Source organism: Nocardioides sp. NPDC047086 (genome assembly GCF_040643685.1).
Classification (GTDB): Bacteria; Actinomycetota; Actinomycetes; order Propionibacteriales; family Nocardioidaceae; genus Nocardioides.
Genome location: NZ_JBEYUV010000004.1, coordinates 211,961 through 225,017, shown reverse-complemented (window position 1 = coordinate 225,017; position 13,057 = coordinate 211,961). Strand labels below are relative to the sequence as shown.

The 13,057-nt window shown below is 71.2% G+C and carries 11 protein-coding genes; 5 read left to right on the top strand and 6 right to left on the bottom strand.

All coding sequences use genetic code 11. The features are described 5' to 3' along the window. Positions 1-124 precede the first annotated feature (124 nt). The 3 genes from ABZ796_RS05430 to ABZ796_RS05420 form a co-directional block, all read right to left on the bottom strand. On the bottom strand, positions 125-1,393 hold the full coding sequence (locus tag ABZ796_RS05430) for an ABC transporter permease (protein WP_357335222.1): 1,269 nt from the start codon (positions 1,391-1,393) through the stop codon (positions 125-127). A gap of 76 nt (positions 1,394-1,469) precedes the next feature. Beyond that, positions 1,470-2,219: an ATP-binding cassette domain-containing protein gene (locus ABZ796_RS05425; protein WP_357335221.1), complete on the bottom strand. Its 750-nt coding sequence runs from the start codon at positions 2,217-2,219 to the stop codon at positions 1,470-1,472. Then, entirely contained in the window at positions 2,216-3,334 is a 1,119-nt protein-coding gene (locus ABZ796_RS05420) for a substrate-binding domain-containing protein (RefSeq protein WP_357335219.1), read from the bottom strand. The genes ABZ796_RS05425 and ABZ796_RS05420 overlap by 4 nt, the downstream gene beginning before the upstream one ends. Before the next feature lie 191 nt (positions 3,335-3,525). Here ABZ796_RS05420 and ABZ796_RS05415 point away from each other — a divergent pair, with 191 nt between their 5' ends. Beyond that, entirely contained in the window at positions 3,526-5,700 is a 2,175-nt protein-coding gene (locus ABZ796_RS05415) for an acyltransferase family protein (protein WP_357335218.1), read from the top strand. Here ABZ796_RS05415 and ABZ796_RS05410 read toward each other — a convergent pair. Genes ABZ796_RS05410 through ABZ796_RS05400 form a run of 3 tightly spaced genes read right to left on the bottom strand, consistent with a single transcriptional unit; the run spans position 5,697 to position 7,905 of the window. Beyond that, the gene (locus tag ABZ796_RS05410; RefSeq protein WP_357335216.1) at positions 5,697-6,101 is read right to left on the bottom strand and encodes a RidA family protein; all 405 of its coding nucleotides are present in this window, start codon (positions 6,099-6,101) and stop codon (positions 5,697-5,699) included. The genes ABZ796_RS05415 and ABZ796_RS05410 overlap by 4 nt on opposite strands. Before the next feature lie 29 nt (positions 6,102-6,130). Further along, on the bottom strand, positions 6,131-6,880 hold the full coding sequence (locus ABZ796_RS05405; RefSeq protein ID WP_357335214.1) for an IclR family transcriptional regulator: 750 nt from the start codon (positions 6,878-6,880) through the stop codon (positions 6,131-6,133). After that, on the bottom strand, positions 6,877-7,905 hold the full coding sequence (locus ABZ796_RS05400; RefSeq protein WP_357335212.1) for a sugar kinase: 1,029 nt from the start codon (positions 7,903-7,905) through the stop codon (positions 6,877-6,879). Before ABZ796_RS05400 ends, ABZ796_RS05405 begins: the two co-directional genes overlap by 4 nt. Positions 7,906-8,030: 125 nt before the next feature. Between ABZ796_RS05400 and ABZ796_RS05395 the strand changes: the two genes are divergently transcribed. The 4 genes from ABZ796_RS05395 to ABZ796_RS05380 are packed head-to-tail and all read left to right on the top strand — an operon-like array spanning position 8,031 to position 13,056. Beyond that, positions 8,031-9,362, top strand: a complete 1,332-nt coding sequence (locus ABZ796_RS05395) for an amino acid deaminase (protein WP_357335210.1) — start codon at positions 8,031-8,033, stop codon at positions 9,360-9,362. 11 nt (positions 9,363-9,373) lie between these two features. Beyond that, positions 9,374-10,987 (top strand): D-aminoacylase, encoded by a 1,614-nt coding sequence (locus ABZ796_RS05390; protein ID WP_357335208.1) that lies wholly within the window; start codon positions 9,374-9,376, stop codon positions 10,985-10,987. Then, on the top strand, positions 10,984-11,634 hold the full coding sequence (locus ABZ796_RS05385) for a bifunctional 4-hydroxy-2-oxoglutarate aldolase/2-dehydro-3-deoxy-phosphogluconate aldolase (protein WP_357335206.1): 651 nt from the start codon (positions 10,984-10,986) through the stop codon (positions 11,632-11,634). Before ABZ796_RS05390 ends, ABZ796_RS05385 begins: the two co-directional genes overlap by 4 nt. A 33-nt stretch (positions 11,635-11,667) precedes the next feature. Beyond that, the gene (locus ABZ796_RS05380) at positions 11,668-13,056 is read left to right on the top strand and encodes a gluconate:H+ symporter (RefSeq protein WP_357335204.1); all 1,389 of its coding nucleotides are present in this window, start codon (positions 11,668-11,670) and stop codon (positions 13,054-13,056) included. The last annotated feature ends 1 nt before the right edge of the window (position 13,057 follow it).

Sequence of the window (13,057 nt, the reverse complement as noted above, 5' to 3'; positions counted from 1 at the left end):
TATGGGGTCGGGCCCCCCAGCTGGGCGGCGGCGCCTTTACTTTTTTGGGGGGGGGGCGAGTCCGCTGTGGGGGGGGTCTTCGGTGTGTTTCCGCCCCCCACTTCTGCAGTCTCGGCGAGGCGCTCTACACGTGCCCCGTGGCCGAGGCCCGGCGCCGGGAGAGCGCGTCGACGCTGGCCGCGACCAGGAGGACCAGGCCGGTGACCATCCAGACGGTGCCCTGGGGCTGGTCGAGCAGACCCATCCCGTTGTCGATGACCGCCACCACGGTGCCACCGATGACCGCGTCGATGACCCGGCCCTTGCCGCCGAAGAGCGAGGTGCCGCCGATGACGGCGGCCCCCACGGCGTACAGCAGGGTCGTCTCGCCGCCGGTGTTCGGGTTCACCGAATTGGTGCGGCTGGCGATCATGATGCCGGCCATGGCCGCCATCGTGGAGCAGAGGATGAAGCACGACAGGCGCACCCGGAACACGTTGATCCCGGCCCTGCGTGCGGCCTCGGCGTTGCCACCGACCGCGTAGACGTGCCGGCCCCACGCGGAGCGGGTCAGCAAGAAAGTGAGCACGATCAGCAGCCCGACGATCACGACCAGCGAGACCGGGACCCCCTTGAGCGAGGTCAGTGCCGGGTTGCGGCTGCGCTCGACGGAGAGATATCCGACCACGGCGAGCACCACGACCGCCAGCAGCCCGGACTTGAGCCCCCACAGCAGGATCGGCTGCACGGTGAGGTTCTTGGCGCGGCGACGCGCGTCGGTGATGTACGTCGAGCCCGCATAGCCCACGATGCAGACGACGCCGAGCACCCAGCCGAGCCAGACCGGCAGGTTGGAGTTGTTGAGGCCGTTGATGAAGTCGTTGCGGATGGGGATCGTCCCACCCTCGCCGATCATCGTCAGGAGCACACCCTGCAGCCCGAGGAACGCGGCCAGCGTGACCACGAACGACGGGATCCCGAGCCTGGCCACCAGCAGCCCGATGAGCAGGCCGATCAGTGCTCCGGTGAGGAGAGCCGCCAGCAGCGCCGGGACCAGTGGCCACTCCTGCCGGGTCAGGCACACCCCGAGCACCCCGGCGCAGGTCCCGCCCGCGAACCCGGCCGACAGGTCGATCTCGCCCAGCAGCAACACGAAGACCAGACCCATCGCGAGCACGGTCACGCCTGCTGACTGGCCGATCAGGTTGGCGAAGTTGAACGAGTTGGTGAACTGCTCCGGACGCAGAGCGGAGAAGACCACGACCAGCGCGATCAGACCCAGCACCGCCGGCAGCGAACCGACCTCGCCTCCCCTGAGCTTGGCCATGTAGGCCCGGAAGATCCCGGCAAGCGAGTTGTCGGGCTCCGGATCCGGTGCCGCGGCGATCGTCGGGTCATCGGTGTCGATACTCATGCCGCCACCTCCGTAGCGCAAGCGCCAGAATACGGACGCGGCGGCCTGAGGCCTACTGTCGCTCGCTGGCGCTCGCTCATGCCGCACCTCCCTCGGGAATGACGCCCGTGGTGATCGCCTGCACCACCCGCTCGCGCGTCGTGGAGGCGACATCGATCTGCCCGACCATGGCGCCCAGGTACAGGACGGCGATGTCGTCGGCGACCTCGAAGACGTCGTTGAGGTTGTGGCTGATCAGCAGGACGCCGAGACCCCGGTCGGCCAGGCGCCGCACGAGCCGGAGCACCTGCTCGGTCTGCGCCACGCCCAGAGCCGCGGTCGGCTCGTCGAGGATGACCAGCTTCGAGTTCCACAGCACGGCGCGGGCGATCGCCACGGTCTGGCGCTGGCCACCGGAGAGGGAGGCCACCGGCGTACGCACCGATTTCAGCGTACGCACCGAGAGACCGTCGAGGGTCTCGCGAGCACGCTGCTCCATGCTGTCCTCGTAGACCAGCCGGAGGCGTTTCATCTCGCGGCCGAGGAACATGTTGTGGACGACGTCGAGGTTGTCGCACAGCGCGAGGTCCTGGTAGACGACCTCGATCCCGAGCGCGGCGGCGTCCTTGGGGTTGGTCACCTTCACCGGCTCCCCCTCGAAGAGGTAGTCACCGGCGTCGAAGAGATGGATCCCGGCCATTCCCTTGACCAGGGTGCTCTTGCCGGCACCGTTGTCGCCGACGAGCGCGGTGACCCGGCCCGCCTGCACCGAGAGGTCCACTCCGCGCAGGACCTGCACGGCGCCGAAGGACTTCTCGACGCCGTGCAGCTCCAGCAGCGAACTCACTGAGGCACGCCGTTCTCGGTGCACAGGTCGGCGATCGCGCCGGCGCACACCTCCGCGGCGTCGGCCTGACCGTCCTCGATGACCGTCTTGACGCTCTCCTTGGTGACCCAGACGGGCTCGGCGAGCACCGAGGGCACGTCCTTGCCGGCCTCGGTGTCCTCCACGGTTCCGGTGGCCAGCGCCGAGGCGGCGTCCTCGTCGCCCTCGATCAGCGCGATCGCCAGGTCGGAGGCGGCCTTGGCCTCGAGCTCGGTGTTCTTGTAGACGGTGCCGCACTGGAAGCCCTGCAGGATGTTCTGCAGACCCTCGACCGAGGCGTCCTGGCCGGTCACCGGGATCTTGCCCTGCGCGTTGTTGGCCTTCAGCCGGGCGATGATGCCGCCGGCCATGGTGTCGTTGGCCGAGACCACGCCGTCGATCTTGCCGTTGTTGGCGGTGTACATCTGGTCGAAGACCTCTCCGGCCTTGGTGGCGTCCCACTCCCCCGACTGGTCGCCGACGAGCTTGTAGGTGCCGTCGGCGATCTTCGGCTCGAGCGCCTTCTCGTAGCCCGACTTGAACAGGGCCGCGTTGTTGTCGGTGGCCGCGCCGTTGACGTAGACGATGTTGCCGCCCTTCTTGCCCATCGCGGTGATGCACTCGTCCAGCCCGGTGCCCATCAGCTCGCCGACCTTCACGTTGTCGAAGGAGACGTAGTAGGAGGCGCCGCCGTTGAGCGTCAGCCGGTCGTAGTCGATGCTCGTCACGCCCGCGTCCGCGGCCTTCTTCAGGCAGGCCGCGCCCGACTCGGAGTCGAGGTTGGTGATGATGATGACCTTGACGTTCTCGTTGATCATGCTGTCGCAGAGCTGACCGAACTTGGCGGTGTCGCCCTGGGCGTTCTGGATCGTGGCCTCGAGGCCGGCATCGGCGAACGCCTTCTCGAGGTTGGGCCGGTCCTGGGACTCCCATCGGGGAGACGTGGTCGCGTCGGGCAGGATCACTCCGACGTCGGTGCCGCCCGAGTCTCCCGAGTCGCCACCGTCATCCGAGCCTCCACATGCCACGAGCGATGCGGTCGACAGGGTCGCCACCGCTGCGACCGCCATCAGGCGGCCGATCTTGTGCGTGTTCATCGTCGAACTCCTCAGTCCTGAGTGTGATCTATGTCACGTCGGGGTGCAACCTATCTCCTTCAGCGGCGATATGAAGCGGTTCTGAGGAGATCTCGACGGCGGATTGATAACGCCCGTACGCCTGCACGTCACCACTGCTCGTTACGGTGCGACGGCTCCCGCCCGTCAACGTCCACTAGAACAGCGATCACGTGACCGCCACCTCGGATTTCCGCACGCCCACGACCAGCCGGGCCGACAGCGAGCCCAACAGCCCCAAATCTGGGCACACCTCCGGACACATCAGCGAGATCCACGGCCTGCGCGGTATCGCCCTCGCGCTCGTCGTCGCCTTCCATCTCTTCGGCAACGGCCGGGTCTCCGGCGGGATCGACGTCTTCCTGGTGATCTCCGGCTTCCTCGCCACCCGGTCACTGGTCGGCAGAGCCGAACGCCACCAGGTCAGGCTCGGCGAGCACTACGGACGTACGTTCGCGCGGCTCGCCGCGCCGGCGCTGATCGTGCTGGCCGCGACGGCCGCGCTGATGGTGGTCCTCATCCCGCAGACCCTGTGGACCCAGACCACCCGCGAGATCGTCGCGGCCGCGACCTACACGCTCAACTGGGAGCTCATCGCCAGCCAGCTCTCCTACGGCGCCGCGGGGCCCTCCTCGACTCCGGTGCAGCACTTCTGGTCGCTCGCGGTGCAGGGACAGTTCTTCCTGGTGTGGCCGCTGGTCGTCGTCGGGCTCGCCCTCGTGCTCCGCATCGCGGCCCGCGGCCCGCTACGGGGGCGACTCACGCTCGCGCGGGTGCTGTTCGTGCTGACCGCGGCGGCGTTCGCAGTCTCCTTCGTCTATGCGATCAAGGTCTCCGGCTCCGACCAGGCGGCCGCGTACTTCAACTCCATCACCCGCTTCTGGGAGATCGCCGCCGGCGCCCTGGCCGCGCTCGCCCTGCGCCGCCTGAGCCTGCCCGAGAGGATCCGGCCGTACGCCGCATGGACCGGTCTCGCTCTCGTCGTGACCTGCGGTTTCGTGATGGACGGCGCGGACCACTTCCCCGGCCCCCTGGCCCTGTGGCCGGTCGCCGGGGCGCTGCTGGTGATGGTCGGCTCCACCCCGTCGCCACGCGGGCCGCGCCGCCTGCTGGAGACCCGGCCGCTGCGGTTCGTCGCCGACATCTCCTACGAGCTCTACCTGTGGCACTGGCCGCTGCTGATCGCCTGGCTCTACTACACCGGCGGGGACCGGCTCACCGTCGCCTCGCCCGCGGGCGTCCTGGTCGTCTCGACCCTGCTCGCCTGGGCGACCAACCGGCTCGTCACCCGCCAGGTCCAGACGTACGTCATCAGGCCCGGCGGCCCACGAGCCCTGGTCGCCACCCTGGCCGCTCTCGTGGTCGCCGTGGGCGCGGGCTGGAGCGGCCTGGTCGCGATCGACCATTCCGAGAACCGGGCGATTGCGACGGCGGCCCGGCTCGCCACCGCCGACCCCTTCACGACCGAGTGCCTCGGTGCGGCCTCGCTGGCGGCGAGCACCGCGGGAGGCTCGTGTCTCAACCCCGACCTGCACGGGGAGCTGATCCCGGCGGTGGCCGCGATCGGCGAGGACGACGACAACCGCGGACAGTGCTGGTCCTTCGAGGAGCGTCCGGTGCGCTTCAGCGCCTGCCCGAACGGTGTGACCGAGGGCTATGAGAAGCGGCTGCTGATGGTCGGCGACTCCCATGCCGTCGCCCCGGTCGGCGCCCTCGACCTGATCGGAGACCAGCGCAACTGGCGCATCGACGTCGCCGCCCGCGCCGCCTGCCACTGGAACACCCGGCCCCTCGGCCAGGACATCGCCGACAACCGCCCCGCGTGCGCGGAGTGGAACCGGCAGCTCGAGGCCTATCTGCGCGCTCCGGAGCAGAAGGACCTCGACGCGATCATCGTGACCCACTCGGCCCGCAAGACGACCCAGCCGCTGGGCGGCGAGACGCCGTACGAGTCCACGGTCGAGGGTCTGGTCGAGGCCTGGAGCCACCGGCCCTCGAAGAGCGTCCCGGTGATCGCGCTCGTCGACAACCCGATGTTCGAGCCCGACAACGCCGCCTATCTCCGCACCACGCTGGGCTGCATCCAACGACACTCCCCCGAGACCGCCGGTGAGGCGTGCGGGCGGCCGCGCACCGACGTACTCGTCAAGGATCCGCACCGCGACGCGGTCCCTCGCGATCCCAACGCGCACCTGATCGACCTGACCCGCCTGTTCTGCGGGGACGAGGTCTGCCCGGCGGTGATCGGCAACGTCATCGTCTACCGCGACGGCAACCACATCACCTCGCGCTACGCCCGCACCCTGGCGCCCTACCTCAGCCGGGAGCTCGCCCGGGTCATCGACTAACGGGCCACGGCGAGCGCGTCGATCTCGACGAGCATCTCCTCACGCGGCAAGCCGGTCATCACCGTGGTGCGGCACGGGAGGATGCCGCCCTCGGCGACCCGCGAGCCGATGAACTCGCCGTAGGCCTCGTTCATCGCAGCGAAGTCGTCCCGCGTCGTCAGGTAGACCCGGAGCATCAGTACGTCCTCGAAGCCCGCACCGGCAGCGGCGAGGATCGCCTCCACGTTCTGCAGGGTGCGTACGGTCTGCGCCTTCACGTCGCCGGGGAACAGGTACTCGTTCGTGGCGGGGTCGACCGGGCCCTGACCGGAGACCTGGATCAGGCCGCCACGGACCACGCCCTGGGAGAAGGTGTGCGCGGGCGCCGGCGCCTGGTCGGTGGAGATGCGGATGTCGGTCATGGGGTGGGTTTCCTCTCGGGGTGTTCTTCTCATGAGCTCCGGCCGGCCCAGTCGGCGGAGATCGCTTCGGTGGCGGCGAGGAGCTGCGGCACCAGGGCACGCACCCCCTCGCGGGGCAGGATGACGTCGGGTACGGAGACGGAGACCGCGGCGACGACGCGCCCGGTCTCGTCGCGTACGGGCGCCCCGACACAGTTGATGAAGTCCTCGTGCTCGGCGGCGTCCTCGGCCCAGCCCTGCTCGCGGGTGCGGGCGAGCACCTCGCGGTAGCCCGCCGCGTCGGCGATGGTGCGGCTCGTGAAGGGCCGGAAGTCGATGCCCGAGATCACGGCCTCGCGCTCCCCCGGTGGCAGGTCGGCGACGAGCACCTTGCCGACGGCGGTCGCGTGCAGCGCGGCGGGCAGGCCCACGCGGGAGTACATCCGCACCGCGTGGGTGCTCTCCACCTTGGCGAGGTAGATGGCCGCGCCGTTCTCGTAGCCGGCGAGGTGGACGGCCTGACCGCCCGTCTCGGCCGCGAGCCGAGTCAGATGCGGTTGGGCGACGTCGCGGATCGCGTGCTGGGCGAGCGCGGCGCCTCCGAGGGCGAACAGCCGGGAGCCGAGGTGGTAGCGCTGGCGGTCGTCGCGGCGTACGAACCGGTCGGCCTCCAAGGTGTGCAGCAGCCGCATCGCGGTGGTCTTGTGGACCTCCAGACTCGCGGCCACCTGGTCGAGGGATCGCTCGCCCTCGCCGAGCTCGATGAGGATCTGCAGCGCGCGGGAGAGACTCTGGCTCATCGAGCCACCTCCGTACGGGTCCAGAGCGCCGGGGAGTCGATGCCGGCGGCGCTCACTCGGGTCGCCGCCCAGGCGTCCTCGGCGCACTCGAGCAGCCGGACGCGTACGTCGGCGGCCGGCGGGGCCGCGTGGTCGCCCGTCGCTGCCAGCACGCCCGCGGCGACCAGATGGCCCTGGCGCAGCCGGCCGACCGGGCCGACCCCGTCGACAAGGGCGGCGAGATAGCCCGCCGCGAACCCGTCGCCCGCCCCCACCGGCTCCACGACGTCGACCCGGAGCGCGGGGACCTGCGTGGCGCTCCCGTCCGCGTCGTACTCACCGGCGGCGTGGGAGTCGGTCTTGATCACCAGCCGCGGACGCTCACCCAGCAGCTCACGGAGACCCTCCGCGGTGTCCGCGCCGAGCGCGGCGCGTGCTTCGTCGGCCCCGAGCAGGACGATGTCGGCCGCGCGGAGCAGATCGAGCAGCGGCGCGGTGCTGCGCCCGGCCCACAGGGCAGGTCGCCAGTTGAGGTCGACGCTGAGCCGGAAGCCGAGCTCGTCGCGCAGCGCCAGCAGGCGGGCGACGAGCGCCGATCCCTCCTCGAGGATGCCCGCGGTGATGCCGGAGGTGTGCACGACCTCGGCCGAGGCCAGCGCCTCGGCCACCCCGGGCCCGTCGAGAAGATCGGCGTCCATCGCGGCCGCCGCGGAACCGGCGCGGTAGTAGTGCATCCGGCTGCCGTCGGGGGCGGGCTCCTTGATGTAGAGCCCCGTCGGCCGCTCGGGGTCGCGCTCGGCCTCGACGTCCACGCCGCGGCCGATCAGGTCCGCGGTCACGACGTCGCCGAACGGGTCCTGGCCGAGCCGGGACACCCAGGCGGTCCGCAGGCCGAGGGCCGCCAGGGCTCCTGCCACGTTGGCTTCGGCACCGCCGACCGAACGACGCAGGGTCGTCGCCGCGGCCAGCGACTCCTCGCCCTCAGGACGCAGCACGATCATCGCCTCCCCGAGACAGACCGCTCGCACGTCTCCGCTAACCCCCACGAATGGAGCTCCTCCCCTGTTGGTCCCCCGCCGGGCCGTTGACGCCCGGTGTGGCCGATGCTACAACTAGCGAATCGAAATACGCAATCGCCGTTGCACAGTACGCAACGAAGGAAGGACGGGACATGGATCACCCCGCAGCCCACATCGACGCGGCCGCCGTCACGGCACTGCGCGAGGAGCGGGTCGACTGGCGCCACAAGGCGATCCCGCCCGCGCTGTGGGGACGTACGGTCGCCGAGGTGCTCGAGGCGGCACCCCGGCTCTCGCAGCTGCCCACGCCCGTGCTCTCCCTCTCCCGGGTCGCGATGACCCACAACCGTGACGTGCTCGCCGCCTGGTGCGCGGAGCGTGGCATCGCGCTGGCCCCGCACGGCAAGACCACGATGGCTCCGCAGCTGTGGGCCGAGCAGCTCGCCGCCGGCGCCTGGGCGATCACGGTGGCCAACCTTCCCCAGCTCGCCGTCGCCCGCGCCTTCGGTGTCTCCCGGGTGATCGTGGCCAACGCGATCGTCTCCCCGCTGACGCTGCGTTGGATCTCCGACCAGCTCACCGAGGACCCGGGTCTGGAGGTGCTGGTGTGGGCCGACTCGCCACGCACGGTGGCCCTGATGCACGACGCTCTCGCGGCCCACGCCGCCGAGGCCGGGCCGCGGCGTCCGCTCGGTGTCCTCGTCGAGCGGGGCGCCGCCGGCGGTCGCACCGGCGCGCGGGACGAGGAGACGGCCGTCGCGGTCGCCGAGGCGATCGCCGCCTCGCCCCATCTGGAGCTCGCCGGCGTCACCGGCTACGAGGGCGCCCTGGCGCACACGACCGACGAGGCCGCGCTCGGCGTCGTCCATGCGTACGTCGACAGCCTGGTCTCCCTGCACCGGCGGATCTCCGGTCTGCTACCCGCCGGCCGGATCCCGGTGGTGAGCGCCGGCGGTAGCGCCTACTTCGAGCAGGTGGCCGACGCGCTCGCGCCGCTCGTGGCCACCGACGAGGCCCGCGTGGTGCTGCGCAGCGGCGCGTACATCACCCACGACGACGGCTTCTACCGCGGCATCTCGCCCATGGGGAGCGCGCCCCGCACCACCAGCCCGGGACTGCGCAGCGCCCTCCACGGCTGGGTGCGGATCTCCTCCCAGCCCGAGCCGGGGCTGGCGCTGTTCGACGCGGGCAAGCGCGACCTGCCCTTCGACGAGGGTCTTCCCGAGGCCCAGCTGCTGCGGGCACGGACGACCGGTTCGCCCGCGACTCCGCTCACCGGTGTCGCCGTGACCGCGCTCAACGACCAGCACGGCTTCCTCCGCTGGGACCCCGCTACCGAGGCGCCTGTGCTGATCGGCGACGAGCTCCGCCTCGGGCTCTCGCACCCGTGCACCGCCTTCGACAAATGGGGCCTCATCCCGGTCCTCGACGACGCCGACGCCGACGACCCCGTCGTCGTCGACCTCGTGCGGACCTGGTTCTGAGAGGAATCGCCATGACCGATCTACTCATCCGCGACGCGACCGTCATCGACGGCACCGGCGCCCCGGCCTTCCACGCCCACGTCAGCATCGAGGCGGGCCGGATCTCGGGCATCCACACCGACGGCGCGACACCCGCCGCGCGGCGCACCGTCGACGCCGCCGGACGGGCGCTGACCCCCGGTTTCATCGACATGCACGCCCACTCGGACCTGCAGATCCTGGTCAACCCCGGCGGCCACACCGCCAAGGTCAGCCAGGGCGTCACGCTCGAGGTCGTCGGGCAGGACGGTCTCTCGTTCGCGCCCGCCGACCCGCCGACGCGGGCCCAGCTGCGCCGCCAGATCGCGGGGTGGAACGGCGAGCCGGACGACTTCGACTTCGACTGGGACACCGTCGCCGGCTATCTGGACCGGCTCGACCGCGGGATCGCGTGCAACGCGGCGTACCTCGTCCCGCAGGGGACCCTGCGGCTGATGGTCGTCGGCCCGGACAACCGGCCCGCGACCCCGACCGAGATCGCCGAGATGGCCCGGCTGCTACGGGTCGGTCTCGAGGAGGGCGCGGTGGGGATGAGCAGCGGCCTGACCTATCCGCCGAGCATGTTCGCCGACGACGAGGAGCTGGCCACGCTGTGCCGGGTCGTCGCCGAGGCCGGCGGCTACTACAGCCCGCACCACCGCTCCTACGGCGCCGGTGCGCTGGGGGCGTACGCCGAGATGATCGAGGTCGCCCGGGCCTCCGGGTGCGCCCTCCACCTCACCCACGCGACCATGAACTTCGAGCCCAACCGCGGGCGCGCCGGCGAGCTCGTCGACCTGATCGAGACCGGCCTCGCCGACGGCGTCGACATCACGCTCGACACCTACCCCTACCTCCCCGGCGCCACCACGCTCAGCGCCGTGCTGCCCAGCTGGTCGACCTCCGGCGGCCCGGACGCTCTGCTCGCGCGGATCGCCGACCCGGCCGACCGGGCCCGGATCGCGCACGAGCTCGACCACGTCGGCACCGACGGCTGCCACGGCTGCGTGACCGAGTGGGACACGATCCAGATCAGCGGCGTACGCAACCCCGAGCTGTCCGGCCACGTCGGCCGCACCGTGGCCGAGATCGCCGAGGAGTCCGGCCAGGTGCCCACGGAGGTCTTCTTCGACCTGCTCGTCCACGACCGGATGGCCACGACGATCCTCCAGCACGTCGGCCACGAGGAGAACGTGCAGACGATCATGCGGCACCGCACCCACTGCGGCGGCAGCGACGCGATCCTCGTCGGCGAGCGCCCGCACCCGCGCGCGTGGGGCACCTTCCCGCGCTACCTCGCCCGCTACGTACGCGAGCTCGGCGTGCTCGACCTGGTCGACTGCGTCCACCACCTCACCGGCCGCCCGGCGTCCCGGCTGCGGCTCGCCGATCGCGGCCTCGTCCGGGAGGGGTACGCCGCCGACCTCGTGCTCCTCGACCCCGACACCGTCGCGGACACCGCCACCTTCGAGCAGCCGCGGCAGCAGGCGCGCGGCATCGACTGGGTGCTGGTCAACGGCACCGCCGTCATCGAGGACGGTCACCGCACCGACGCTCTGCCCGGGCGGGCGCTGCGCCGCACCGACGAAGGAACCCGAGCCCGATGAACAGCCCCCTGATCGACACGCTCCGCGCCGACAAGGCGCTGGTCGTCGTACGCGCCTCCCGGCTCGACGACCCCGTCGCGCTCTGCCACGCGCTGGCCGCCGGCGGCATCCGGGCCGTCGAGCTGACCTTCACGACGCCGGGCCTCACCGACCTCCTCGCCCAGGTCAGCGGCCAGGTCAGTGCTCGGGCGGAGGACGACATCGTCGTCGGCGCCGGGACGGTGCTGAGCGCCGACCAGGCCCGCGCCGCGCTCGCGGCGGGTGCCCGGTTCCTGGTGACGCCGGGCCTGCCGCCGGAGGCGGCGGAGATCGTGGCCGAGGGTCACGCCGCGGGTGCGGCCGTCGTGCTCGGCGCGCTCACCCCGACCGAGGTCCTCACCGCGAACGCGCTGGGCGCCGACGCGGTCAAGATCTTCCCGGCGCGGGCCATGGGCCCGCGCTACTTCTCCGACCTGCGGGGGCCGTACCCCGAGGTCGCCCTGATCCCTTCCGGCGGAGTCGATGAAGACAACGCCGCGGAGTTCCTGCGGGCCGGCGCCATCGCCGTGACCGCCGGGACGTCGGTGGTCCAGCCCGCCGACGTCGACGAGGCCCGGTGGGAGCAGATCACCACCAACGCCGCCCGGTTCCGCGCAGCTCTGCGCTGAGACCGTCCCCCACCCGACACGGGAGAACCAACCATGCATTGGCTCCAGACAAGCACCACCGGCCTGCTGCTGCTCTGCGGCATAGCGATCGCCGTGCTCCTCTTCCTGATCATCAAGGTGAAGCTCGAACCCTTCATCGCGCTCTTCATCAGCGGCATCGGCCTGGCCGTCGCGGCCGGTCTGTCGGTCGAGCAGATGGTGGGCACCGCCCTGTCCTCGAAGGAGTCGCTCATCGAGACCGGCTTCGGCGGCGTACTGGGCCACATCGCGCTCATCATCGGTCTCGGCACCGTCCTCGGGTCGCTCCTGGAGCGGTCCGGCGGCGCCGATGTCCTCGCCGCGAGGCTGATCGGCATCTTCGGGGAGCGCGGCACCCCGGTCGCGATGGGCCTGGTCGGCCTGATCTTCGGCATCCCGGTCTTCTTCGACATCGGCATCTTCGTGCTCGCGCCGCTGGTCTACGTCGCCGCGCACCGCGGCGGTCGCTCGCTGGTCCTCTACGCCCTTCCCGTCCTCGCCGGGCTGTCGATGACGCACGCCTTCCTGCCTCCCCACCCCGGCCCGACCGCGCTGGGCGGTCTTCTCGGCGTCGACCTCGGCTGGCTGATCATTCTGGGCCTGCTGTGCGGCCTGCCCGCGTTCGCCGCGGCCGGCATCCTCTTCCCCGTGTGGATCGCCCCGCGCGTCCAGGTCTCGGTGCCCGAGGAGTTCCTGGCTGCGGAGACCGAGGCGGAGCAGGACACGACGCCCACCGCCCCCGTCTCGCTCGCCCTCGTCCTCGGGGTCATCGCGGTGCCGCTGATCCTGATCCTCGGCGCGACCTTCGGCACGATGCTGCTCGATCCGGGCCGGCTGCTCAGCGTGCTCACCTTCCTGGGCAACCCGGCGGTCGCGCTCACCATCGCCGTGCTCCTCGCCTTCTGGCTGCTCGGCATCCGGCGCGGGATGAGCATCGAGGAGATCTCGGAGTTCACCGGCGCCTCGCTGCGACCAGTCGGGATGATCCTGCTCGTCGTCGGCGCCGGTGCGTTCTTCGGCGCGGTGATCTCCGCGACCGGCGTGGGCGCCGCGCTCGCCGAGGTGCTCTCCGACGCGGGCCTGCCGATCCTGCTGCTGGCCTACGTCATCTCCTGCGCGCTCCGGATCGCCCAGGGCTCGGCGACCGTGGCGATCGTGACCACCGGCGGCATCATGGCCCCGACCCTCGGCACCGGCTACTCCCAGCCCGAGCTCGCCGTGATCGCCGTCGCGATCGCCGCCGGCTCGATCATCCTCAGCCATGTCAACGACGGCGGCTTCTGGATCGTGTCGCGCTACTTCAACATGAGCGTGAAGCAGACGCTGGCGACCTGGACGGTGCTCGAGACGGTGCTCTCGATCGTCGGCTTCGCGGCCGCCGCGGTCGCCTGGGCGATCGTCTGAG

Excerpts from the sequence above, each read along its gene's own strand:
- ABZ796_RS05430 (WP_357335222.1), bottom strand. The coding sequence starts at position 1,393 with ATGAGTATCGACACCGATGACCCGACGATCGCCGCGGCACCGGATCCG.
- ABZ796_RS05420 (WP_357335219.1), bottom strand. The coding sequence starts at position 3,334 with ATGAACACGCACAAGATCGGCCGCCTGATGGCGGTCGCAGCGGTGGCG.
- ABZ796_RS05410 (WP_357335216.1), bottom strand. The coding sequence starts at position 6,101 with ATGACCGACATCCGCATCTCCACCGACCAGGCGCCGGCGCCCGCGCAC.
- ABZ796_RS05405 (WP_357335214.1), bottom strand. The coding sequence starts at position 6,880 with ATGAGCCAGAGTCTCTCCCGCGCGCTGCAGATCCTCATCGAGCTCGGC.
- ABZ796_RS05395 (WP_357335210.1), top strand. The coding sequence starts at position 8,031 with ATGGATCACCCCGCAGCCCACATCGACGCGGCCGCCGTCACGGCACTG.
- ABZ796_RS05390 (WP_357335208.1), top strand. The coding sequence starts at position 9,374 with ATGACCGATCTACTCATCCGCGACGCGACCGTCATCGACGGCACCGGC.
- ABZ796_RS05385 (WP_357335206.1), top strand. The coding sequence starts at position 10,984 with ATGAACAGCCCCCTGATCGACACGCTCCGCGCCGACAAGGCGCTGGTC.
- ABZ796_RS05380 (WP_357335204.1), top strand. The coding sequence starts at position 11,668 with ATGCATTGGCTCCAGACAAGCACCACCGGCCTGCTGCTGCTCTGCGGC.